This window comes from Sphingopyxis sp., assembly GCF_965279755.1.
Taxonomy (GTDB): domain Bacteria; phylum Pseudomonadota; class Alphaproteobacteria; order Sphingomonadales; family Sphingomonadaceae; genus Sphingopyxis.
Genome location: NZ_OZ257261.1, coordinates 1,084,125 through 1,106,484, shown reverse-complemented (window position 1 = coordinate 1,106,484; position 22,360 = coordinate 1,084,125). Strand labels below are relative to the sequence as shown.

General features: G+C 65.2%; 24 protein-coding genes. 15 read left to right on the top strand and 9 right to left on the bottom strand.

What is annotated here, in order from left to right; genetic code table 11:
- Window positions 1-9: 9 nt before the first annotated feature.
- From ACQY80_RS05385 to ACQY80_RS05370, 4 genes are all read right to left on the bottom strand, one after another.
- Complete coding sequence (locus ACQY80_RS05385; protein WP_003043080.1) at window positions 10-348, bottom strand: P-II family nitrogen regulator; 339 nt, start codon at window positions 346-348, stop codon at window positions 10-12.
- Window positions 349-497: 149 nt separating this feature from the next.
- Window positions 498-1,286, bottom strand: a complete 789-nt coding sequence (locus tag ACQY80_RS05380; protein ID WP_428684376.1) for an FkbM family methyltransferase — start codon at window positions 1,284-1,286, stop codon at window positions 498-500.
- Entirely contained in the window at window positions 1,283-2,434 is a 1,152-nt protein-coding gene (locus tag ACQY80_RS05375; protein ID WP_428685763.1) for a hypothetical protein, read from the bottom strand. Before ACQY80_RS05375 ends, ACQY80_RS05380 begins: the two co-directional genes overlap by 4 nt.
- Window positions 2,435-2,439: 5 nt before the next feature.
- Window positions 2,440-3,198 (bottom strand): HAD family hydrolase, encoded by a 759-nt coding sequence (locus ACQY80_RS05370; protein WP_428684374.1) that lies wholly within the window; start codon window positions 3,196-3,198, stop codon window positions 2,440-2,442.
- Between the two features lie 126 nt (window positions 3,199-3,324).
- Here ACQY80_RS05370 and ACQY80_RS05365 point away from each other — a divergent pair, with 126 nt between their 5' ends.
- The 7 genes from ACQY80_RS05365 to ACQY80_RS05335 all read left to right on the top strand — a co-directional run bounded on the left by ACQY80_RS05365 (window position 3,325) and on the right by ACQY80_RS05335 (window position 9,438).
- A complete protein-coding gene (locus ACQY80_RS05365; protein ID WP_428685761.1) occupies window positions 3,325-4,002 on the top strand; it encodes a response regulator transcription factor in 678 nt (225 codons plus the stop codon).
- Complete coding sequence (locus ACQY80_RS05360; protein WP_428684372.1) at window positions 3,999-5,360, top strand: ATP-binding protein; 1,362 nt, start codon at window positions 3,999-4,001, stop codon at window positions 5,358-5,360. The genes ACQY80_RS05365 and ACQY80_RS05360 overlap by 4 nt, the downstream gene beginning before the upstream one ends.
- 141 nt (window positions 5,361-5,501) lie before the next feature.
- Window positions 5,502-6,395, top strand: a complete 894-nt coding sequence (locus tag ACQY80_RS05355; protein WP_428684369.1) for a TauD/TfdA dioxygenase family protein — start codon at window positions 5,502-5,504, stop codon at window positions 6,393-6,395.
- Window positions 6,392-7,795, top strand: coding sequence for an FAD/NAD(P)-binding protein (locus ACQY80_RS05350; protein ID WP_428684367.1), 1,404 nt, complete (start codon window positions 6,392-6,394; stop codon window positions 7,793-7,795). The genes ACQY80_RS05355 and ACQY80_RS05350 overlap by 4 nt, the downstream gene beginning before the upstream one ends.
- Window positions 7,796-7,995: 200 nt before the next feature.
- Window positions 7,996-8,592, top strand: a complete 597-nt coding sequence (locus ACQY80_RS05345) for a hypothetical protein (RefSeq protein WP_428684365.1) — start codon at window positions 7,996-7,998, stop codon at window positions 8,590-8,592.
- On the top strand, window positions 8,528-9,112 hold the full coding sequence (locus ACQY80_RS05340; RefSeq protein WP_428684363.1) for an RNA polymerase sigma factor: 585 nt from the start codon (window positions 8,528-8,530) through the stop codon (window positions 9,110-9,112). The genes ACQY80_RS05345 and ACQY80_RS05340 overlap by 65 nt, the downstream gene beginning before the upstream one ends.
- On the top strand, window positions 9,109-9,438 hold the full coding sequence (locus tag ACQY80_RS05335; protein ID WP_428684361.1) for a hypothetical protein: 330 nt from the start codon (window positions 9,109-9,111) through the stop codon (window positions 9,436-9,438). The genes ACQY80_RS05340 and ACQY80_RS05335 overlap by 4 nt, the downstream gene beginning before the upstream one ends.
- Before the next feature lie 9 nt (window positions 9,439-9,447).
- Here ACQY80_RS05335 and ACQY80_RS05330 read toward each other — a convergent pair whose 3' ends face one another.
- The 3 genes from ACQY80_RS05330 to ACQY80_RS05320 all read right to left on the bottom strand — a co-directional run bounded on the left by ACQY80_RS05330 (window position 9,448) and on the right by ACQY80_RS05320 (window position 12,417).
- Window positions 9,448-10,173, bottom strand: coding sequence for a hypothetical protein (locus ACQY80_RS05330; protein WP_428684359.1), 726 nt, complete (start codon window positions 10,171-10,173; stop codon window positions 9,448-9,450).
- A 9-nt stretch (window positions 10,174-10,182) separates the two neighbouring features.
- Window positions 10,183-11,394 carry a toxic anion resistance protein gene (locus tag ACQY80_RS05325; protein ID WP_428684357.1) on the bottom strand — a complete coding sequence of 404 codons (1,212 nt, stop codon included), beginning with the start codon at window positions 11,392-11,394 and terminating at the stop codon, window positions 10,183-10,185.
- Between the two features lie 63 nt (window positions 11,395-11,457).
- Window positions 11,458-12,417, bottom strand: a complete 960-nt coding sequence (locus ACQY80_RS05320; protein WP_428684355.1) for a bile acid:sodium symporter family protein — start codon at window positions 12,415-12,417, stop codon at window positions 11,458-11,460.
- Between the two features lie 63 nt (window positions 12,418-12,480).
- Between ACQY80_RS05320 and ACQY80_RS05315 the strand changes: the two genes are divergently transcribed.
- From ACQY80_RS05315 to ACQY80_RS05295, 5 genes are all read left to right on the top strand, one after another.
- Window positions 12,481-13,134 carry a purine phosphorylase gene (locus ACQY80_RS05315; RefSeq protein ID WP_428684353.1) on the top strand — a complete coding sequence of 218 codons (654 nt, stop codon included), beginning with the start codon at window positions 12,481-12,483 and terminating at the stop codon, window positions 13,132-13,134.
- A complete protein-coding gene (locus tag ACQY80_RS05310; RefSeq protein WP_428684351.1) occupies window positions 13,134-13,742 on the top strand; it encodes a D-Ala-D-Ala carboxypeptidase family metallohydrolase in 609 nt (202 codons plus the stop codon). Before ACQY80_RS05315 ends, ACQY80_RS05310 begins: the two co-directional genes overlap by 1 nt.
- A 111-nt stretch (window positions 13,743-13,853) precedes the next feature.
- A complete protein-coding gene (gene typA, locus ACQY80_RS05305; protein ID WP_428684349.1) occupies window positions 13,854-15,686 on the top strand; it encodes a translational GTPase TypA in 1,833 nt (610 codons plus the stop codon).
- An 86-nt stretch (window positions 15,687-15,772) separates the two neighbouring features.
- Window positions 15,773-17,389, top strand: a complete 1,617-nt coding sequence (locus ACQY80_RS05300) for an NAD(P)/FAD-dependent oxidoreductase (protein ID WP_428684347.1) — start codon at window positions 15,773-15,775, stop codon at window positions 17,387-17,389.
- 4 nt (window positions 17,390-17,393) lie between these two features.
- The gene (locus ACQY80_RS05295; RefSeq protein WP_428684345.1) at window positions 17,394-17,966 is read left to right on the top strand and encodes a pseudouridine synthase; all 573 of its coding nucleotides are present in this window, start codon (window positions 17,394-17,396) and stop codon (window positions 17,964-17,966) included.
- A 61-nt stretch (window positions 17,967-18,027) separates the two neighbouring features.
- Here the strand turns inward: ACQY80_RS05295 and ACQY80_RS05290 are convergent, their stop codons facing one another.
- Entirely contained in the window at window positions 18,028-18,765 is a 738-nt protein-coding gene (locus ACQY80_RS05290; RefSeq protein WP_428684343.1) for a hypothetical protein, read from the bottom strand.
- Window positions 18,746-19,246, bottom strand: coding sequence for a hypothetical protein (locus tag ACQY80_RS05285; RefSeq protein ID WP_428684341.1), 501 nt, complete (start codon window positions 19,244-19,246; stop codon window positions 18,746-18,748). Before ACQY80_RS05285 ends, ACQY80_RS05290 begins: the two co-directional genes overlap by 20 nt.
- Window positions 19,247-19,384: 138 nt before the next feature.
- Here ACQY80_RS05285 and ACQY80_RS05280 point away from each other — a divergent pair, with 138 nt between their 5' ends.
- From ACQY80_RS05280 to ACQY80_RS05270, 3 genes are all read left to right on the top strand, one after another.
- Window positions 19,385-20,305, top strand: a complete 921-nt coding sequence (locus ACQY80_RS05280; protein ID WP_428684339.1) for a DUF6615 family protein — start codon at window positions 19,385-19,387, stop codon at window positions 20,303-20,305.
- Between the two features lie 147 nt (window positions 20,306-20,452).
- Window positions 20,453-21,508 (top strand): hypothetical protein, encoded by a 1,056-nt coding sequence (locus tag ACQY80_RS05275; RefSeq protein WP_428684337.1) that lies wholly within the window; start codon window positions 20,453-20,455, stop codon window positions 21,506-21,508.
- A 60-nt stretch (window positions 21,509-21,568) separates the two neighbouring features.
- The gene (locus tag ACQY80_RS05270; RefSeq protein ID WP_428684335.1) at window positions 21,569-22,351 is read left to right on the top strand and encodes a hypothetical protein; all 783 of its coding nucleotides are present in this window, start codon (window positions 21,569-21,571) and stop codon (window positions 22,349-22,351) included.
- Window positions 22,352-22,360 lie beyond the last annotated feature (9 nt).

Sequence of the window (22,360 nt, the reverse complement as noted above, 5' to 3'; positions counted from 1 at the left end):
CCTTTGTCATTAGAGAGCGGCCTCGCCGGTCTCGCCGGTGCGGATGCGCACGGCCTGACCCACGTCGAGGACGAAGATCTTGCCGTCGCCGATCGATCCGGTTCCGGCGCTTTGCTGGAGCGTTTCGACGACCCGCGGCGCGAGCGCGTCGTCACAGACGAGCTCGATCTTCACCTTCGGAACCATGTTGGTGGCGTATTCGGCGCCGCGATAGATTTCGGTCTGCCCCTTTTGCCGGCCGAAACCCTTGACCTCGGTCACGGTCATGCCGGCGATGCCCAGCCCGGTCAGCGCTTCGCGCACCTCGTCGAGCTTGAACGGTTTGATGATAGCCAGGATCAGCTTCATGATGCCCCCTTTTGCATAGTGCACCATGTTGCACTGCAACGGCCGTGCCAGATTGCGCGAGGGCTTGGAAAGTTAACATTTTGTGACGGCCGATGGCCGTCCAATGCACGCAATCGTTCGCAGAACGGGCAGGCGAGGCAGGGGTTTGCCTAAATTTTGGGCGTCTCGGCAAGGATGTCATAGTGGCGGCCGATGCCGAAGCGGGTGAAGCGCGTGAAGCCGTTTGCGCGCAGCTGCGCCGCGATAGCATCCGCGTCGATCCAGCGTTCGTCGACCTCGTAGAAGATGGCGGCGATGCGGTTGCGGTGCGTAGACGCCATCAGGGCATCGATGACCGTTTCCTCATGCCCCTCGACATCGATCTTGACGATCATCGGCAGCGTTCCTTCGAGCAGCGCGTCGACGCCCGCTATGCCGAGGATGCTGATCGCCTCGCCCTCCGCGGGTTCCGTGCCGCGTAGGCTGGCGGTGCCGCTGTGCGCCTGATCGGTCGCAATGCGCGCGATTCCGGAGTGGAGCGAGACCGCGGCGCGAACGGGCCTGACCTTCGCATCCAGGCCGTTGAGCGCGATATTATCGCCGAGCAGCGCGAAGGTCGCGGCGACGGGTTCGAAGGCGATCGCCACCGCGCAATGGCGGTTGCGGGCGGCGAGCAGGCTGTAGAGACCCTGATTGGCACCGATATCGACGAAGACGAAGGGCTGGTCCTGAGCCGCGAGATAGTCGGACAGGGCGCGGCCATAGGTCGCATGATAGCAATAGCGAAAAGTGCGGTCCCGCCAGTTGGCGCGCATGCGGACGCCATAGCGCGACGTCACGGCCCCCGCTTCGCGGGGTAGCGGCAGGCGGCCGAGGAAGTTGGCCCAAGCTTTGGCGAGCGTCTTGCCGATGCCATAGTCGATGAAGGCGGCGAGGCGGGAGGGTGCAGCAGCGGTCATTGGCGGGCCATATAATCGAGGATCGCTTCGGCGGCGCGCTCGGACGAGGGGCGGTCCTGCAGGTCGAAGCTGTAACGGAACAGGCTTTCCTGCCGCGCGCGCAGCGGCGGAGTCAGACGCGGGACTTCGGCGAGGGCGGCGTCGAGATCGTCGAGGCTCTCGAGGACGTGGCCGGCGCGCCAGTGTCCGAAGTCGGGGTTCCCCTGCCAGGCAAGGCGGCGCGGATTGAGAAAGAAGCAGGGGCGCGGGCGGCGGATGAATTCATAGACCTGGCTGCTCGCGTCGCCGAGATAGATGTCGGCGGCATCGGTATAGCTCATGTCGAGACTGGCCGGGCTGCCGGTATCGATCAGCATATGGTCATGTTCATAATGGTCGGCGCGCGGGCCGAGATTCCAGCCGAGCGCGAAGGGCGAGAGCGAGGCGGTCATGCGCTTTTTGAACAGCATGACGTGCGGCGCGAAGATGAGGTTGTACCTGTCGCTTTTCGCGAACCAGTCGAGGATTTGCGGGCCCATGCGATACCAGGACGACAGCGCGGGCGAGGGGTGGGGGTTATAGAGGACGGTCGGCCTGTCCCTGGGAAACAGGCGCGGACGCCCCGGCGGCGCGATGTCGAATTTGGGATAGCCGACGATCGCATGGCCATCGTCTTTCAGCAGCTCGGCCTCGGCCAGCCGGTCGCGGATCTTCTCGCCCGACAGCAGCACAAGGTCGAACTGGCCGCTTGCCTTGTCGAAGCCGATCGCGCGATCGCCGGCGCCATGGCGTGTGTGGACAAGCTTCAGCGATTTGAGCCCGAACAGCGATTTCAGCAGCAGCGAGGTCTTTTCGGGGACGACCAGCGCGTCGAGCGCGCGGAACCGGTCGAGGTTGCGATGCAGCGTCGAGATGATGTCGGTGGGGATCGACCGCCCGCTCGCCCGGTTCGCGGCGCGCGCGAGCGCCGACGGCGGGCGCAGGCGGATAATCTCGGGGGTGGGGCCGGGAACGGCCGCGGCCATGCGGCGCACCTCGCCCTCGCTGCCTTCGGAGACGAGAATGCTCACCTTGGCATTGGTGCCGCGGCGGAGCAGCGCCAGCGCGACGGGCAGCGCGTGCGCGACCTGATGGCCGCCATGGTGATTGAAGAGGAAACCGATATGCATCGCGCTCACCGCCGCCAGTCCAGCACCGGCCAGCCGCGGGCCACGGCCAGCGCGCGCATCTTCGCCGACGGGTTCACCGCGACCGGATCGTCGGCCAGCTCGAACATCGGCAGGTCGGAGGGGTGGTCGGAATAAAAGCGGATATGCGCGGCTTCGCGTATGATCCCCGATCGCTCCATGAAACCTTCGACAAGCGTGCGCTTGTCGGCCCCATAGCAATTCGCCGAAGCGATCGCGGGCGTCAGCTGGCCACCCTTCCAGCTCGACGCCGTCGCGACGACATCGGCGATGCCCAGCCGGCGCGCGAGGGCGACGGTGTAGAAATGCGGCGCCGCCGTCGCGAGGACGATGCGCCGGCCGGCTTTCCGTTCGGCGTCGATCAGCGCGACGCCTTCGCCATACAGCCCGCGCGCGACCAGATGCCGTGCAAAACGGTCGGCGAGCCGTGCGGCGTCGCGTTCGGGCAGGGCGCTGCCGAGCGCAACCCAGTGCATCGCCTGTTTCATCCGGCAGCGCGGAATCAGCCTCAGCGCATAGAGAAGCGCGACGGGCAGCAGAAGCGGGAGAAGGAGCAGGCGCCACGGTGCGCGGCTGCGCACCGCAAACCACAGGAAGGGGGTGTAGGTCGGCAGGATGGTCAGCGTGCGGTCGAGGTCGAAGACCGACAGCATCGCCGATTGCGCCCGGGGGGAGGACGTCCGCGAAGAAGACGGCTGGGGGGAGGGGGATGCCGCATCCTTCGCCTGCCATTGTCCCTGTGCCATCGCCTGCTCCTTCCGGATGCGGCAGTGCCAGCGCGGTCTGACGCCCCGATTGGGCTTTCATTTGATTTTCGACATGTTGGCCGGCCGGGTGGCGATTTCGCGCGCAAGCCGGTAACGGAAAGGATGATGCAGATACTGGTGATCGAGGATGACGCCCGCGTTGCGGAGCATATTGGCAAGGGGCTGAAGGCGGCCGGGCATCTCGTCACTATCGAGGAAGATGGCCGCAAGGGGCTGCTGCGCGCGGCGTCCGAGAGTTTCGATCTGATCGTCGTCGACCGGATGTTGCCGCACGTCGACGGCCTGACCATCGTCCAGACGATCCGCGCGACGGGCGATACCACCCCGGTGCTGTTCCTGAGCGCGCTCGGCGAAGTCGACGAGCGCGTCGCCGGGCTGCGCGCCGGCGGCGATGATTATCTGACCAAGCCCTTCGCCATGTCCGAACTGCTCGCGCGGATCGACGTGCTCGGCCGCCGCGGCCCGGCGATCGTCGCCGAGACGAAGCTCAGCGTCGGCGACCTCGACATCGACCTGCTTGGCCAGCAGGTGCGGCGGCGCGGCCGGTCGATCGACCTTACCGCGCGCGAATTCCGCATCCTCGCCTATCTTGCGCGCAACGAAGGGCGGGTGGTGACGCGCTCGATGCTGCTCGAGCATGTCTGGGACTATCATTTCGACCCGCAGACCAACATCATCGACCAGCATGTCAGCCGGCTGCGGCAAAAGGTCGATCGCGGTCAGGAAGCGCCGCTGATCCACACCGTGCGCGGCACCGGCTATGTCATGCGGGCGGGCACGTGAGATCCCGGCCGCGGCGCCGTTTGTGGCGCAGTCTGACGCTGCGGCTCGGGCTGATCTATGTCGCGCTGTTCCTGACCTCGACCGCCGCGATGTTTGCCGCCGCCTATTGGTTCGGCGTCTACCGGCCGATGCTGAGGGAAGCGGCGGTGGTGCAACGCGAGGCGGGGAGTCTGGCTGCCGTCGACCGGACGGGCGGGCGCGCCGCGCTTTTGCGGGCGCTGCAGTTTCGGGGAAAAACCGGACCCCGGCGTCCCTTTCACGCGCTGGTTCTGCCGGACGGAAAGGCGGTGACGGCCAACCTGCCGAGCTGGCCCCACGGCTCTCTCGCCGATTGGCAACTTCTTGATGCGGACGTGTCCTTCCTCGGAACCGAGCAGGATTATACCGCGCTGTCGGTCGAGCGGCGCCTCGACGACGGATCACGCCTCATCATCGGCCGCGATGTCGAGGATATCGACGATCGGGACGAGATATTCTCGGCCGCGGCGGCGTGGCTGATCCTGATCGCTGCGGCGCTGGCGATCGGCGGCAGCATTGCAATGGGCCGGGCTGTCGGTCGGCGCATCGATACGGTGACGCAAACCGCGCGGCGGGTGATGGCGGGCAGTCTGACCGAGCGTATCCCGCTGCGCGGAACCGGCGACGATTTCGACGAGCTCGCAACAACGCTGAACCAGATGCTCGGACGGATCGAGGAAGCGGTCGAATCGGTGCGCCGGGTGTCGGACAATGTTGCGCATGAACTACGCACCCCGCTCGCGCGGCTGCACGCCGACCTCGACGATCTGCGAATGGCCGAAGACGAGGACGAGCGTCAGCGCCTCGCCGATCAGGCACTCGCCGAGGCGGAGCGGCTGCAGTCGATCTTCGACGCCCTGTTACGCATCGCGCGGATCGAGAGCGGGCGGCATCTGACCGGGCTGCGCCGCGTCGACCTGACGACGCTGCTTGCCGACGCGGCCGAACTGCATGTCCCCGACGCCGAAGCGCACGGGCAGCGGATCGATAGCCGGGTTGCCCCCGGGCTGGAGATCGAAGCCGATCCGAACTTGCTGTTTCAGGCGGTGTCGAACCTGCTCGACAATGCGGTCAAATATGGCGGCAAAGGTGCGGTCATCACGATCGGCGCGGCGCGCGACCAGGGGCGCATCGCCATCGAAGTCGCCGATACCGGCCCCGGGATTGCCGCCGATCAGCGCGAGCGGGTGACCGAGCGCTTCTTTCGTGGACCGCAGACCGCCGGACAGCCGGGCACCGGACTGGGGCTGGCGCTGGTGTCGGCGATCGTGGCGGCGCACAAATGGACGCTGGAGATAGATGATGCGGGTCCGGGGGCGTTGATCCGCATCCGCTGCTGACCGCGCGCTGTTGCCCATCGCGACTTTCGCGCATCCCGCCGTGTTGCATCTTGTCAATTAGATTGATTGAGTTAACTTTGGCTTCACGGGACGTATTCCGAGTCGACCGATCAGGCGCCCGAGCGGCGAGAGGAGAGACAGATGGCCAGCCTTGCCCAGATTCCCGATATTTTCGATGCTGCCCGCGTCCTCGGCATATCGATTTCGCCGTCGACCCCAACGATCGGGGCCGAGATCAGCGGGCTCGACCTCGACCGCCCGTTGACGGACGAAGAAGGCGCCTTGCTGCGCGCTGCCTGGCTGCGCTTCAAGGTGATCTTCTTTCGCGATCAGGACATCAGCCACGAAAGCCATGTCCGGCTCGGGCGTTTTTTCGGGGAGCTCGAAGGACATCCGGTGATTCCGTCGGTCGACGGCTATCCCGAGATATTGCGGATCGAGGTCGTCGAGGGCGTCCAGTTGACCGCCGAGACCGTCGCGCCGTTTCAGGCCTATAACAAATGGCACACCGATGTGACCTTCCGCGAGCGACCGTCGATCGGCTCGATCCTGCGCGCGCGCCACCTGCCGCCGCTGGGCGGCGACACGATGTGGGCCGACGCGGCGGCCGCCTATGCCGGCCTGCCGCAGGCGGTGAAGGACCGCATCGACGGGCTGGAGGCCGAGCATGACATCGTCCGCAGCTTTGGCGGCCGCGTGACAGAGGAAAAGCGCGCCCAGCTCGCACGCGATTTTCCGCCGGTGCGCCACGCGGTCGTGCGTACGCACCCCGACACGGGCGAGAAGATCCTCTATGTCAATTTTACCTTCACGACGCGCATCCTCGGCGTGAGCGAAGAGGAGAGCGACAGTCTGCTCCGCCTGCTGTTCGACCGGATCAAGGTGCCCGAATATCAGGTACGTTTCCGCTGGACCCCGAACGCGATCGGTATCTGGGACAATCGCTCGACGCAGCATTATGCGGTCGGTGATTACTGGCCAGAACCGCGCGCGCTTGAGCGCGTGACCGTCTCGGGCGATGTGGTGAGCCGGTGAATCTGATCGCGACCGAGCTTCATTCGCCGCGCCCACGCTTTCGTACCGCCACCCGCGTCGCGATCGTCGGAGCGGGCTTTTCGGGGACGATGCTGGCGCTGAACCTGCTCGAACAGGCCGATGTCGAGGTGTTGCTGATCGAGCGCGACCGTCACCGCATGGGGGCGGGGGTCGCCTATAGCAGCAGCGAGAGCGGACATCTGCTCAATGTCCGCGCCGGCAATATGAGCGCCTTTGCCGACCGGCCCGACCATTTCTGCAACTGGCTGGCCGCGCGTGGCCTTGGCTGCGACGCGGCCTTCGTAACGCGCGCGACCTATGGCCGCTATCTGCGCGAGGCACTCGCCGCAGCGATGGAGAAACATGGCCGGCGCCTGAAGCTCGTCGACGACGCGGTGCTCGATATCGAGGAGCGCGGCGGGCAAGTGACGCTCGGCCTCGTCAATGGCGGGCTGATCGAGGCCGACCGGGCGGTGCTGGCGATCGGTAACCTGCCGCCGCACGATCCGCCCGCGATCAACGGCGCCCGCCTGCCCGCGCACCGCTATATCGGCGATCCATGGGCGAGCGCGTTCGAGGACGGACTCGACAAGGATGCGAGCGTTCTGGTGATCGGCACCGGGCTGACCGCGGTCGACGTGATCCTGCGGCTGGTCGCACATGGTCATGAAGGACCGATCACCGCGCTGTCGCGCCGTGGCCTCCGCCCGCACCGCCATCTCGAAAGCCTGCCGCGCCCACAGCCGGTGCTGGCGAAGCCCGCGCCCGATCTTTCCGAGCTCGTGCGCTGGGCACGCGGGGAATCAGGGGAGCGCGACTGGCGGCTCGTCGTCGATTCGATCCGCCCGATCACCCAGATGATGTGGGCGTCTGCCGACGGGGAAAAGCGTGCCCGCTTCCTGCGCCATCTGCGCCCCTTCTGGGACGTGCACCGCCACCGGCTCGCTCCCGAGGTTGCCGACCGGATCGACGCGCTGGTCGCGTCGGGCCAGCTTCGGTTCCGCGCCGGCAAGATCGCCGACGTGACCGCCGAACGCGATGCATTGGCGGTCAGCTGGCTGCCGCGCGGCGAGGGGGGCCGGGTGGTCACCCATGTGCAGCGGATGATTAACTGTACCGGGCCGCAGGGCGACCTGCTCCGTTCGTCCGATCCGCTGGTAAAGCGGATGCTCGGTGCCAAGCGCATCCGCCCCGATGCACTGCGCCTCGGCCTCGATATCGACCGCGACGGCCATATCATCGACGCTCAGGGCCGCGCTTCGGAGCATATATTGGCGATCGGCCCTATGACGCGCGGCGATTTGTGGGAAGTCGTCGCGGTCCCCGATATCCGTATTCAGGTGAGCGCGCTCGCGCGGCGCCTCGTCAACGCGCATTGGCTGGGCGGCGAAGGGCTTTAGTCCGCCCGCACCGCAAAAATTTCCTCCCGCTGCATCCACCGGCGTCGCTGGTGCCGTCTAGGCTGTGATCGGCCTGTGCCGGTCCCGGCGGCGACTTCCCGCGCACTTGATCCGCTCCCCCGTTTGCGGATCGATATGCGCCTTGCCGGGAGTCGCCGCCTGTGGTTTCACCATGCCATGCGGCGTGAAGGAGGAAGAAGATGACCTATTTGCTTGCAGCCGCCGCTGCCGCGTCCGCGACGCCCGCGGCGACGGCGCCTGCCGCCGTCACCGTGCCCGTGACTGCCGGCCAGTCGATCAGCCCGGCCGATGTCGCCGCCTATATCGATCCGCGCGACATCGCGTCCTTCCTGCCGCCGCCGCCGCCCGCGACCGAGTTGGTCGCGGTGACCGACAGCTTTTTCGGCTGGCTCGAAAATATCACGATGGTTGCGCTGTTCGTGATCGGTTTCTTCCTGCTCGCGCGCCTGATCAACGCGTGGATGCTGCACCGGTCGATTCGCCGCGCGCTCGACGCGAAGTCGGACACTGCGCTTGCGATGATCGACAAGCTCAACAAGCCGTACGAACAATTCGGGTTCGGACGCAGCGGCGATGCGCCAGGCGACGATCGCAACGGACTCGTCCTGCTCGCGATCGGCCTCGCGATGGCCGGATTCGGCCTGATCCAAGGGCATGAGCAGCTGATCCGCGTTGCGGCAGGCGCGGCGCTTTTCCCAGCCTTCGTCGGTATTGCGCTGCTCTACCGCCGCCGCCTCGCGCGGGCTGCTGCTGCCGGGGAGCGCGACGCTGCGTGACGAGGAAGACCGGCTCCTCAATCACCGCGTCGCCGGGGGAGACCGCGCCGCCTTTCAGCTTCTCGTGCTGCGGCATGAGGGGCGGCTGCGCGGCTTTCTGTCGCGCGTCGCGGGAAGTGACGCCGACGACATCGCACAGGAGGCGTTCGTTCGCGCCTGGCAGCGCGCGGGCGATTACCGCGGACAGGGCAGCTATGCCGCATGGCTTACCGGGATCGGCTGGCGAATCTTCCTCGATCAGCGGCGCACCGCGCGGCGGCGCGAGGCGCTGGCGGCCGGTGAAGACGCCGCGACGGCGAGCGATCCCCGCCCGGGCAGCGACGCTGCGATCGACGCCGAACGGTTGCTGGCCGGACTCTCGTCACAGGAACGCGCTGCGCTCACCCTCTGCTTCGGCCATGGCTGGTCGCACGGCGAGGCGGCAGAGATCATGGGAGTGCCGCTCGGTACGCTCAAATCGCTCGTCTTGCGCGGGCGGGCAAAGGCGCAGAGGATGATCGGCGAAGGAGGCGCACCATGACGCAGCCGAATGACGCGGAACTCGATGCCATGCTGGGCGCGCTGCTCGCGCCGCCGGAGCGCGAGCAAGCGGGTGATCGAGCCTTTCTCGCTCGCGTCGAAAGGACGATCGATGCCGAGGCCGCGCTGGCGCGCGCCGAGCGCCGCTTCCTCGGCAGCTTTGTGCTTGAGGCGGCGGTGGTTGCCGCCTTGCTCGCGGCGCTGTGGTTGCTTTCGTCATCGGCGCTGCTCGCGCCGCTCGCAGGACCCGCGCAATGGGGCCTTGCGCCACCGCTGCTGCTGATCCTGTTCCTGTGGCTGGGCGGTACGCAGCGTCTGCGCACCTAGATCACTCGCCTAGATCGACGATGGATCCTCACTCTCGATGCCCTGATATTTGAGCTGGAGATAGCGTTCGCGGGTCGCAAGCTTGTCGAGTTCGCCCGCGGCCAGATTTCGCGCCGCGTCGCCGATTTCCCGTTCGAGCATCGTCAGGCCACCGACGAGGGTTTCGTCGGGGGTGCGGCCGGCGTGCGCTTCGGTGCGGAGGCCCGCAGGGATGCGTTGATAGCCTGCGACGAGCTCGGGCAGATCTTCGCCGACCAGTTTGCGGATATTCGCCGCCGCGGGGCTCGATGCGTCGAGTGTCTGGAGCTGCGGTGCGAGCAGGTCGAGTTGGACGCCGATGCCGTCGACGAGCTGACGCGCGGGCGCGGGAAGCGCGGGGCGCTGCGCTTCGAGCCAGATTTCGGTGCGACCCGCGAGCTGCTTGAGATCGGTCCTGGGTAGATCGGCCTGACGCGGCTCGGGAAACGGCGAGCGGCCGAACAGCACGGCGACGCCGATCAGCAGGATGAACAGCGCGAGCAGTCCGGTGAAGCCGAGCGGCTGGATCAGCGCGCCGAACACCGCAGCGCCGAGCAGCACGATACCGCCCGCGATCAGCATCCGGCCGAGCTTCTTGTAGAGATGCTGGCGGCGCAGCGCGACGCTCTTGGTGCCGATCGGCCGCCGGCGTTCACGCGACCGCTCGATCGCCGATGCCGCCGAAAGGCGAACCTTGTCGACTTCACTCATCGTCATCGCCTATCCTTAGCCTTCGAGCGAGGCGAGCGGGCTGTCGGCACCGCCGACGCTCGCCTGCGCCTGCGCCGCTCCCTCGGCGCGCGCGATATAGCCCTTCGACTTCGCGACCTCGCCTTCGAGCGACTGGACCGTCGTCTTCATGCTGTCGAGCGCCTTGAGCTTGAAGGTGTCGATCGCATCCATCGTGTCATAAATATTCTGGAAGGCGCGCGAGAGCGTTTCCATCGGGATCGTGCTCGAGGCCGCTTGTTCGTGGATGCGTGCGGTATTGTCCTTCAGCATCTTCGACGTGCCGTCGATGATGTTCGCGGTCGTCGTGTTGAGCGCGGTGATCTGTTCGAGCACCAGCTTCTGGTTGGTCATCGCCTGCGCGACGGTGATCGCGGTCTTGAGCGCGCCGACGGTCGTGGTCGAGGCGCGATCGACGCCCTTCACCAGCTCGACATTATTCTTCTTGACGAGGTCGAGCGCAAGATAGCCCTGCACCGTCACGGCCATCTGCGTGAGCAGATCCTGGGTACGCTGACGCGCGTAGAAGAGCGCATTTTCGCGGAGGATCTTTGCCTTCGCCGGATCGACGCCGTCGAGTTCGTTCGCCTTGGCTTCGAGCTTTTCGTCGAGCGTCTGGGCAATATGCACCATCTGCTCGAGCTTGCCCATTGCTTCCCACATCTTGCGCCGCTCGACGTCGATGGCGGCATTGTCCATCAGCAACTCGTCCTTGCCGTTGGACAGGGCGGTCAACACGCCCGATATGTGCGACTGGGCCGAGCGATATTGTGCGAAATAATTGGTGACGCTGCTGCCGAACAATTTGTCGAGAAGGCCGCGCTTGCTGAGCAGCTTGCCGTTCGCCGACGGGTCGAGCCGTTCGACGGTGTTACGCAGTTCGATCAGGTTCATGCCGATGTCGCTGTCGCGGTCCATCGCCTTGACCGGACGGTCGAGGAAGCGGTTCGAATGGCTCGCTGCCTCCAGCATCTCCTTGCGGCCCATGTTGGTGATCTGATCGACCTTTTGCCCGAAAGCCGGCGAATTGACGTCCTGCGCGACGAGGTCGTCGATGAAGCCATCGACGCGCTCTTCGAGCTTCGATTTCTGCTCGCCCGACAGCGGCACTAGCCCCGCGGCCTTTTCGGGAGCCACAGTCGGCACGGGATCGGGCGGCGTCAGCGTCAGTCCTTCGGTCGCGGTGGCCGTCACGGTCTCTTCGCTCATTCCATTTCCTTCCAACCCCAGTGCCGATTTCTATATGGCATGTGACTCTGTATTATTCAAGCACTACACCTCTTCGTGGCGCGCAAGTCCGGGCGCGATCCAGGCCGAGAGGATAAGCTGTGCAATATGATAGACGAGGATCGGGACGAGCACCACGCCCGCCGTTGCGGGAGGGAATAGCGTCGCGGCAAGCGGCGCGCCGACCGCGATGCTCTTTTGCGCGCCGGAGAAAAGCAGGGTGATGCGGTCGGGCCGCGCCAGCTTCAGTAGCGTCCCGAATCCCCAGGCGCCGCCGAAGGACGCCGCGAGCAATATTGCGACGGCGGCGAACACGATCCCGATCTCGCGCGCGTCGAGCAGGTTCCATATCCCCCCAACGACGGCGGCCGAGAACGCGACATAGACGGCAATCGCGATCGCGGTGCGGTCCATGAACGTCGCGAGGCCGCGGTTGGCGAGAACCCATGGACGCAGCCAGCGCTGGACGAGCTGGCCGGCGACGAAGGGCAGCAGCAGGATCGCGACGATCCGCAGGACGGCTTCACCATGGATCTCGCCCTCGGCGCCCGCGAGCGTCGCGAAGAGAAGGGGGGAGAGAAGCACGCCGCCAAGGTTGAGCAGCGCGGCGGCAACGACGCTGGCGGCGACGTTGCCGCCCGCCATACTGCTCGCTGCGGTTGCCGACTGGACCGTCGAGGGCAGAATGCCGAGGAAGAGGAAACCTAGCGCAAGCGTTGCGGGAAGGAAGGGCATGGTGATCCACTGCGCGGTGAGGCCCAGCAGCGCCATGATCCCGAAGCAGAAAGCGAGCGCGCCGCCCTGCAGCTTCCAGTTGCGGATGCCGTGAAGCACTTCGTCTCGCGGCAGGCGGACGCCATTCAGAAAGAAGAGAAAGACGATCGCCGCGGTCGATACGCCCTGCGCCACCGGCACGACCGCGCCGCGCACCGGCAGCAGACTGGCGAGCAGGATCGTCGCGAGCAGCACGGGGACGAAGCGGTCGGGGAAGAGGCGCGCGAGCATCGAACGAGCGATGGCGGCACCATGCCTGCTTGGCAAGGCCGCGCGAGGCGATAGAGAGGCGATATGGCCAATATCCTGATCCTCGCCGCGCTTCCCGAAGAGGGCGATGCGCTGTTTCCCGGCGAAGGCACAAAGGACGACGGACCGTTCGCTGTCCGGCAACTCGCCGCGAACGGCCATGCGCTGACCATCGCGATCTGCGGGCTTGGCAAGGTCAACGCCGCGCTGTGCATGGGTGTGTTTGGCGGCGAGGCGGATCTGCTGCTGATGAGCGGAACCTGCGGTTCACTCGGCGCCGCGCCGGGGGCCTACTGGATCGCCGAGGCAGTCCAGCATGATTATGGCGCCAGCGAACCGGGCCTTTTCCGTCGCTATCGCGCTGGCGAATGGCCGATCGGCGAAGCCGGCGAAGCCCATTTCCCCGCGATGGCCGACCCGGGCGTCGACCTGCCGCACGCGCGGATCGCGAGCGGCGACAGTTTCGTCGCCTGCCCCGATGCCGCGGCAGACCTGAAGGACAATCTGGGGGCGAGTCTCGTCGATATGGAGGTCGGCGCGGTCGCGCAGGTTGCCGCACGGCTGGGCAAGCCTTGGGCCGCGATCAAGGCCGTCACCGACGACGCGAATGGCGAGAGTGCGGGCGACTTTCATACGAATCTTGTCCGTGCGGCGGAACTCGCCGCGCGCGAAGTCGAACGGCTGGTCGACCGCCTGTGATGCGCTGGATCGCGGTCGGCCTGATCGCGCTGCTGGTTGCGGCCTTGCTTGCGACTCATATCCGCCACCGTTTCGCGCCGAGCGACGCGGACCGCTTCGCCGTCTGGCGTGCGGATCCGGCCAGAACCGACGTCGCGGCACTCGAAGCCTATCTGGCGCGCGAAGGCGTTGGTGACGTGTTGCCGCTCGCGGACATATTGCGCAGCGATGCGCGCTGGCGGCGCTGCCCGGCGATCGAACCCTTCGCGGTGCCGCCGGAAACAATGTGGCCCGCGATGGTGCCGACGCTGCGCTATGTCCGCGATCATGTCGTTCCCGCCGTCGGGCCGGTGCGTGTCGTTTCGGGCTATCGCGATTCCGTCGCCAATCGCTGCTTCAAGGGCGCAAAGGCGAGCAAGCATCTGCAATTCGCGGCGCTCGACCTGATGCCGACGGGCAAGGTCGATCGCGCCGCGCTGATCGCAAAGCTGTGTCCGCTCCACGCGCAGACCGGCGCCGCGAACCGCGTCGGGCTGGGCATTTATGTCGCGACGCGCTTCCATATCGACACGGCGGGCTTTCGCCGCTGGGGCGGCGATTATCATGCTGCCTCGTCGCCCTGTCGCTGACGCGTCGTTCGAGGCGGGCAATTTTGTTGCGATGCAGCACCTCTTCTGTTAGGGGCGCGGCGTTTCGCGGCGCTCCGGGCGCTGCCCCCTTCCATCAAGGTCCGTTTCCGCATGTCTCTGCGCAATATCGCCATTATCGCCCACGTCGATCATGGAAAAACCACCCTCGTCGATCAGCTGTTCCGCCAGTCGGGCACCTTCCGTGACAACCAGCGCGTCGAAGAGCGCGCGATGGACTCGAACGACCTCGAAAAGGAACGCGGGATTACCATCCTTGCGAAGTGCACCTCGGTCGAGTGGGGAGAAGGCGCCGACCTGACGCGCATCAACATCGTCGACACCCCGGGCCACGCCGACTTCGGCGGCGAGGTCGAACGCATCCTCAGCATGGTCGACGGTGTCATCCTGCTCGTCGACGCGGCCGAAGGCCCGATGCCGCAGACCAAGTTCGTGACCGGCAAGGCGCTCGCGCTCGGCCTCAAGCCCATCGTCGTCGTCAACAAGATCGACCGCAGCGACGCGCGCGCCGCCGAAGTGCTCGACGAAGTGTTCGAGCTTTTCCTCGCGCTCGAAGCGAATGACGAACAGCTCGACTTCCCGATCCTCTATGCCTCGGGCCGCGGCGGCTATGCCTCGGAAAGCCCCGAAGCGCGCGAGGGCACGCTCGAGCCGCTGTTCAAGACGATCGTGTCGCACGTCCCGACCCCGGGCCTGCCCGAAGACGCGCCCTTCACCTTCCTTGCGACCCTGCTCGACCGCGACAATTTCATTGGCCGCATCCTGACTGGCCGCGTCCAGTCGGGGACGGTCAAGGTCAACCAGCCGATCCACGCGCTCGACATGGACGGCAAGGTGATTGAGACCGGTCGCGCCTCGAAGCTGCTCGCGTTCCGCGGGCTCGATCGCGTTCCCGTCGAGGAAGCACGCGCGGGCGACATCGTTGCAATTGCGGGCCTGACCAACGCGACCGTCGCGAACACGATCGCCGACACGAGCGTGAGCGAGCCGATCGCCGCGCAGCCGATCGACCCGCCGACGCTGTCGATGCGCTTTGCCGTGAACGATTCGCCGATGGCGGGCCGCGAGGGCAGCAAGGTCACGAGCCGCATGATCCGCGACCGCCTGATGCGCGAAGCCGAAACCAACGTTGCGATCCGCATCACCGAAAGCGCCGACAAGGACAGCTTCGACGTCGCGGGCCGAGGCGAGCTTCAGCTCGGCGTGCTCATCGAAACGATGCGCCGCGAAGGCTTCGAACTCGGCATCAGCCGTCCGAAGGTGCTGTACGGCGAAGACGAAGCCGGCAAGCGCACCGAGCCGTATGAAACCGTCGTCATCGACGTCGACGACGAACATAGCGGTACGGTCGTCGAGAAGATGCAGATCCGCAAGGCCGACCTGACCGACATGCGTCCGTCGGGTGGCGGCAAGACGCGCATCACCTTCTCGGGCCCGTCGCGCGGCCTGATCGGCTATCATGGCGAATTCCTGTCGGACACGCGCGGCACTGGGATCATGAACCGCCTGTTCGAGAAATACGGGCCGTACAAGGGCGTGATCGCGGGTCGCCAGAACGGCGTCCTGATCTCGAACGGCAATGGCGAAGCCGTCGCCTATGCGCTCGGCCCGCTCGAAGAGCGCGGCATCCTGTTCGTCTCGCCCGGCGAGGCGCTGTACGAGGGCATGATCATCGGCGAGAATGCCAAGCCCGACGACCTCGAGGTCAACCCGATGAAGTCGAAGCAGCTCACGAACTTCCGTTCGACGGGCAAGGACGACGCGATCCGCCTGACCCCGCCGCGCCGCATGACGCTGGAACAGGCGATCGCCTATATCGACGACGACGAAATGGTCGAAGTGACCCCAAAGAATATCCGCATCCGCAAGGCGCTGCTCGATCCGCACGAGCGCAAGAAGGCGTCGCGCAAGAAGGAAGCGGCGTAAGGATCAAGAGGGGACGGTCAGCGATGGCCGTCCCTTTTCTTTTGAATCCCGTTTCCCCCTGCCGGGTTGCGCCCTAAAGGCGGGCGATGCTTCGCCTGACCGAACTCACATTGTCGCTGCACCATGCGGACGAAGAACTGCCCGCCGCGATCTGCAAGCGGCTGCGCATTTCGCCCCGCGAGCTGATCCGCTACGTCGTCGCGCGCCGCGCGAACGATGCGCGCGACAAGACCAATATCAAGCTGATCTATTCGGTCGACGTCAATGTAAAGGATGAGGGCGCGGTGCTCGCGCGCTTTCGCAAGGACCGCAACGTCCAGCAGACGCCGAACACCGCGTATAAATTCATCACGCAGGCCCCCAAGGGCATCAAGCGGCCGGTGGTCGTCGGCGCGGGGCCGTGCGGGTTGTTCGTCGGCCTGATCCTGGCGCAGATGGGATTCCGCCCGATCATCCTCGACCGCGGCAAGGTCGTCCGCGAACGCACGAAGGACACATGGGATTTGTGGCGGCGCAGCGTGCTGCACCCCGAATCGAACGTCCAGTTCGGCGAGGGCGGCGCGGGCACCTTCTCCGACGGCAAGCTGTACAGCCGGATCAAGGATCCGCGGCACCTCGACCGCAAGGTGCTGACCGAGTTCGTCAAGGCCGGCGCGCCGCCCGAAATCCTGACCGAGGCGCACCCGCATATCGGCACCTTCCGGCTGGTGACGATGGTCGAAAGCCTGCGCGAGACGATCGAGGGGCTGGGCGGCGAATATCGCTGGCAGCACAAGGTCGACGGGCTGGATATCGTCACCGACGGCGCGGGCGAGCGCCGCGTTCAGGGGGTGCACCTGTCGGGCGGCGACTATATCGAGGCCGACCGCGTCATCCTCGCGATCGGGCACAGCGCGCGCGATACCTTTGCGATGCTCCATGCGGCGGGGGTGCATGTCGAGGCGAAGCCCTTTTCGATCGGCGTCCGCATCGAGCATCCGCAATCGTGGATCGACGCCTCGCGCTTCGGCGCCGATGCGGGCAATCCCATATTGGGCGCCGCCGAATATCATATCTCGCACCACTGCAAGAACGGTCGCACCGTCTATAGCTTCTGCATGTGCCCCGGCGGCACCGTGGTCGCCGCGACGTCCGAGGAAGGCCGCGTCGCGACGAACGGCATGAGCCAATATTCGCGCAACGAGCGCAACGCCAATTCGGGCTTCGTCGTCGCGATCGACCCCGAACGCGACTATCCGGGCGACCCGCTCGCCGGCATCGCGTTCCAGCGGCACTGGGAATCGCTCGCCTTCGTCGCAGGCGGATCGAACTATAAGGCGCCCGCGCAGCGCGTCGGCGATTTCCTCGCGGGGCGCCCGTCGACCGCGCTGGGCAGCGTCGTGCCATCGTACCGCCCCGGCGTCACCCCGACCGATCTGGCGCAGTGCCTGCCCGATTTCGCGGTCGAGGCGATGCGCGAGGCGATCCCGGTGTTCGGGCGCCAGATCGCGGGATACGACCATCCCGACGTGGTGATGACGGGGGTCGAAACCCGCACCTCCTCGCCCGTGCGCTTTACCCGCGGCGAGGATTTTCAGAGCCTGAACACCGCCGGCCTGTTCCCCGCGGGCGAGGGTGCGGGCTATGCCGGGGGCATATTGTCGGCGGCGGTCGACGGGATCAAGGTCGCCGAGGCGGTCGCCCGAAGTCTTTTGGGAGCCTGATGCCATGACGCTGATCCTGTTCAACAAACCGTGGGGTGTGCTCAGCCAGTTTACCGACAAGAGCATGACCGGGGGCGGAGCGGGAGGCGATGGCGGCCCGCGCGCGACGCTGTCCGACTATATCGACGTGCCCGGCGTCTATCCGGCGGGGCGGCTCGACCGCGATAGCGAGGGCCTGCTGATCCTGACCGACGACGGCGCGCTGCAGGCGCGCATTTCGTCGCCGAAGCACAAGACGCCCAAAACCTATCTCGCGCAGGTCGAGGGCGAGCCCGACGAAGCCGCGCTGGAGGCGCTCCGTCGCGGCGTCACGCTCAACGACGGCCCGACGCGCCCCGCGACCGTCCGCCGCATCGACCCGCCGGAGCTGTGGGACCGCGACCCGCCGGTGCGATACCGCAAGAGCGTGCCCGATAGCTGGATCGAACTGACGATCACCGAAGGCCGCAACCGCCAGGTCCGCCGCATGACCGCCGCGGTCGGCTATCCGACGCTGCGGCTGGTGCGGTGGCGGATCGGGGGGTGGGAGATTGGGGAGTTGGCGGTGGGGGAGTGGCGGGCGGTTGAGCTGGGTTAGCGCGAGGAATTTCGAGATTCTTACTCTTGGCGATTCTCCCGCCAGCCTATGCAATGCCACGCTATACGGGGAAGGGTTCAAATACGTTTAGCAGCAATGCTTCAATGTGGCTGGCAACCATGTTTGGGCCAACCTTCAAGCTATTGGGATGACCGCACCCGTTCCTCAGTTTGAGGGCTGAAAGCAGAGTGTCTTTCTGATTTTTTCCAAGCGCCCCTATGCTGGCGCACCTGATCAGAAACGCTTCTTCATTCATACGACCGAGGCCATCTTCATTCGCAGCATCTTTCCACTTAGGATCGACTTTCTTGGCTTCTATGTTGAAGGCCGAAAGATGCTTCGACGCTATAGTCCTGTGGAGAACATCGACTGCGGCAATCCAAGACATCACTATAGCCGAGCGATATAGTTCGCCTTCGTAGCACTTGATTGCTTCTTCGACAAAGGCGCGGGTATTTGTATTTTGGAGCTTAGTTAAATGGGCACGAAGGTCGAAAGCCACTTGCACCGCTGCTGGGCTTAGAGAAGAAATACCCAGATTGCGAAGATGATTCCGGCCTGCATCGGTAATCTCCCATCCGTCCGGTATATTAATGGCGAGTCCTTTACTGCGGCTCATAGTCGCCGAGGGATTCCAACTCTTCCCCATTTTGAGCCCGGCTTCCGCCGCACGCTCTCTTATTCCAGCCACTTTGACCGGCACATCGAAGGTCGCAAGTATGAGAAGCAACTTGTCCAGTTGCCTAAGCTCTTTGTGGAGCCATTGCTTGAGGTCATCCTCAGTCAGCAAGCTTGCCACGTAAATCCTTAATTTCATCGCCCTTCAAAGCGTAGGAATCATTGGCGAGTTGATTGAACTTTGACCCGGTCAACGTTTTGATTATCGACGATAAGTTTGAACTCATGTTTTGATTGTAAACGTTCGTAGCCGCTTTCATGCTGTCGAGCAGTTCCTTTCGCGTGAAGCTTTGCTTCCCCTGAACAATTTGTAGGTAAGCTGCGGAAGCTACCGCGACTTCAGGCCCTGACGAGGCATTGAGTCTTTCTGCGACACTGTTCACATGGAGCTTGGGGGTGCTATCCTCCAGCAAGAGCTGACCATTTGTCGCGTTGCCAATGCTTGAACTTGGCGGTGGCGCTGTTGCTGTAGGAGGGGCTATCGATTGAGCCAATTCCTGCACTTGCGCTAAAAAATCTCTGATATCGGACACAGCAATAGGCATGTCACTCTCTAGAGTGAACTCGACCTCTCCTGCCCGCATTTGAATTTTCGTGGTCATCGCTACCCCCTATGACGATAAATTAGGAGGATAATTGCGTTCGAGTCAATTTGGTTCGTATTTCGGTAAATCTAAAGGATCATTACATTGAACATCCGGGGCAAGAGATCGAAGAGATCGCATTATGGATAGGGGCACATGACGCCGATTTTTACTTCGCCCTGTGACCTCGCGGAAAGAATACCGGCAATGGCGGCCGACTTCCTCGAACTTGAAACAAAAATTGGAAGACGATTCCGAGAAGATAGCGTTACGGACATCATTATCGCGTCGTTGCTAAAGATCGGTGGCGAGGACGCTACCGTCTTCACTCCGCCTGAGGCATCGACAGGGGGAGACTTTGATCTCGTTATCTTTCAGCCGACCACCGGCGATAGTGTCCAGTACAGGATTCAGTCGAAACGCTTGATCCCTAACCCAACCAACTGGCTCCGGGGTTCATATCGAGAGTTGGATCATCCTCACGGAACGGGCAAGCAGGCATCCACACTAATCCGGTCATCAGTCCAGGAGAAGTTGCCGACCATTCCACTTTACGCGTTCTACAATCCCTTGGGCGCCTGCGACGCTTCGCAGGGCGAGATATCGGGAATTCAACTCGCTGATGGCCGACAAATTAACGCCATCGTCCGTGCTCTGGTAAAAGCTAAAGCTGAAGGAAAGCGGCCGAGGTGGAAACGAGTAGAGTACCTGCGACACCTATTTTTCCCTTTATCGACCATCTTATGTCCAGCCGAGAATTCGCCGCCTGATTTGTCTCTAATCATTGGACCGGCGGCGTCTCGCCAGGCGGTAGTAGCCGCGATTGCCGAGCGCCAGATTGCACAGCCAAACATCGAAGATGCTCCGCCTCAGCTGGAATTCAAATCGGCTGAGGTCACTCGGCTATCACCGCCAGAAAGAAAGGCCGCACCGGCAAATTTGCCATCCTTGGTCCACGTCTCAAAGCGCGGTGAGATCCCTGCCGTGGTAGAGCGAGCAATTAATCGGCAGCCTGACGAGCCGGCGATCCAGCGCGCGAGGATCAAGCGGCCCAAGCTAGTCCTCCTGTCCCGCTAAATTTGGTCTATCAAGCTCAGAGTGTGACGCATTTCTTTTAGACGTACTTTGAAAGTGATGCGAAGGAACAAACCATAAACAAACCCCTTTCCTACATTCCTCCGCCACGTCATATCCTGTCCGGTTTGGCAGACAGGAGGGCATATCATGCAGAACCGCACACCGATCGCGGCGGAGGCTCGGCCGCCGCTTCCCGACTTTACGCCGGTGCCGCGCAAATATCGGCATGACGGGTGGACGCCCGAGCGGCAGCGGGCGTTTATCGCGGCGCTCGCAGATACGGGATCGGTCAGTCGCGCGGCGGCGATGGTCAATATGGCGCAGACGAACTGTTATACGCTGCGGCGCGCGCCCGGCGCGGAGAGCTTCCGACGGGCGTGGGAGGCGGCGCTCGATTTCGGGGTCGCGCGGCTGAAGGATATCGCGTTCGAACGCGCGATCGACGGCTATCTGGTGCCCGTCTTCGTTGCGGGCAAGCTGCTGGGGTTCCGGCGCAAGCATAATGACGCGCTGCTGATGTTCTGCCTGCGCCATTTCGGGCAGGATGCGGGCGGCAAGCGGACGACGATCAACTATTTCTCGACGCGCGCCAGTGCCGGGGCGGGCGCTGCGGTGGCCGGGAGCGGTGAGGGCGGCGCGGCGGCGGGTGCCATGGCCGAAGCCTCGACGACGACGGTGCGGACGGTGATCCATGGCGATGCCGCGACCTCGCTCGACGCGAACGGACGGCAGGACGAGGCGGCGACGCTGCTCGACGGGTTCGACGGGGTGGCGCTCGACAATCAGGCGCAGGCGGAGATCGACGCGGCGCTGCATGCGCTCGCCGAACGGCAGCGCGCGCTGATCGCCGCCGCCGACGAGGGCGGGGCCGAGGCGATTGCGATGCAGATGGGCGATCCGGGCGTGGAACTGGTACAGCTCCGCGAGCATGATGCGCCCTATCATGGGCCGCTGCAGATGTATGAAGGCGCGCCGGTCGATGCCGCGCCGGTGCAGCGCTTCGCGGGCGAGGCCGACTGGGTGTCGGCGGGCGGCGATATTCCCGAGGGCTGGCGCGAATGGATCGAGGGCGCCGAGGCGCGCGGCGAGGTGACGCCGGCGCTGCCGCTGATTCCGGCGCCGGCGGATGACGGCGTGGCCGGGGTGCGGAAGCGGCCCTCGCGGCGGCGCGCACGCACGACGGGCGGGGCGACAAGCGATTGACGGCTTGACCCCCGCGGGATCGCGCGAAATAAGGCGGCCGGCGGCCGCCGCGTTCAAAGATTGCTTCCCCTGAGTCCTTCCCCAGTCTCGCCCTATGTCGAACAGCTCAGCATCGGGGCAGGGCGGCGTGCGCTTGCGATAAGCCTGGCCGTCCTGATCACCGCGATCCTGCTGTTCCTGCTGCTGTCCTTCGGGCTCGGGTCGCCGCCCGACGTGAGGGAAGAGGTCGTCACAACCGTGGCGCTGCAGGCCAGCGAGGTGTCCGAGCAGGCGTCCGAGCCGAGCCCGCAGGAACGCCAGCAGGCCGAGAAGCCGTCGGTGGCGCCGCGGCCCCCGACCGACCAGCCGCCGACGCCGCCGCAACAGGCCTCGCCGCTTCCGCCGCCGCCGGTCAGTTCGCCCTTGCCCGCGCCGGCCCAGCCGGCCCCGGCGCCCGCGCCGACGCCGCCTGCGGTCAATGTCCGCCCGCCCGGCGGCGCGGTCTATGGCCCGCCCGATACCGGCGGATCGCCCGCCTATCGCGACACGCCGCGGGTGGGGACGGCGCCCAACGGGCAGCCGATGTACGCCGCGGCGTGGTATCGCGAGCCGAGCGACAGCGAGCTGCGCGGCTATCTGTCGACCGCGAGCGGGCCGGGCTGGGGGCTGATCGCCTGCCGCACCGCGCCCGACTATCGCGTCGAGGATTGCGTCGGCCTCGACGAATATCCGAACGGATCGCAGATCACGCGCGCGGTGCTCGCCGCCGCCTGGCAGTTCAAGGTCCGGCCGCCGCGCGTCGGGGGGCGGGTGCTGGTCGGTACGTGGGTCCGCATCCGGATCGATTACGGCACGAAGCCCTGACGGGGGCCT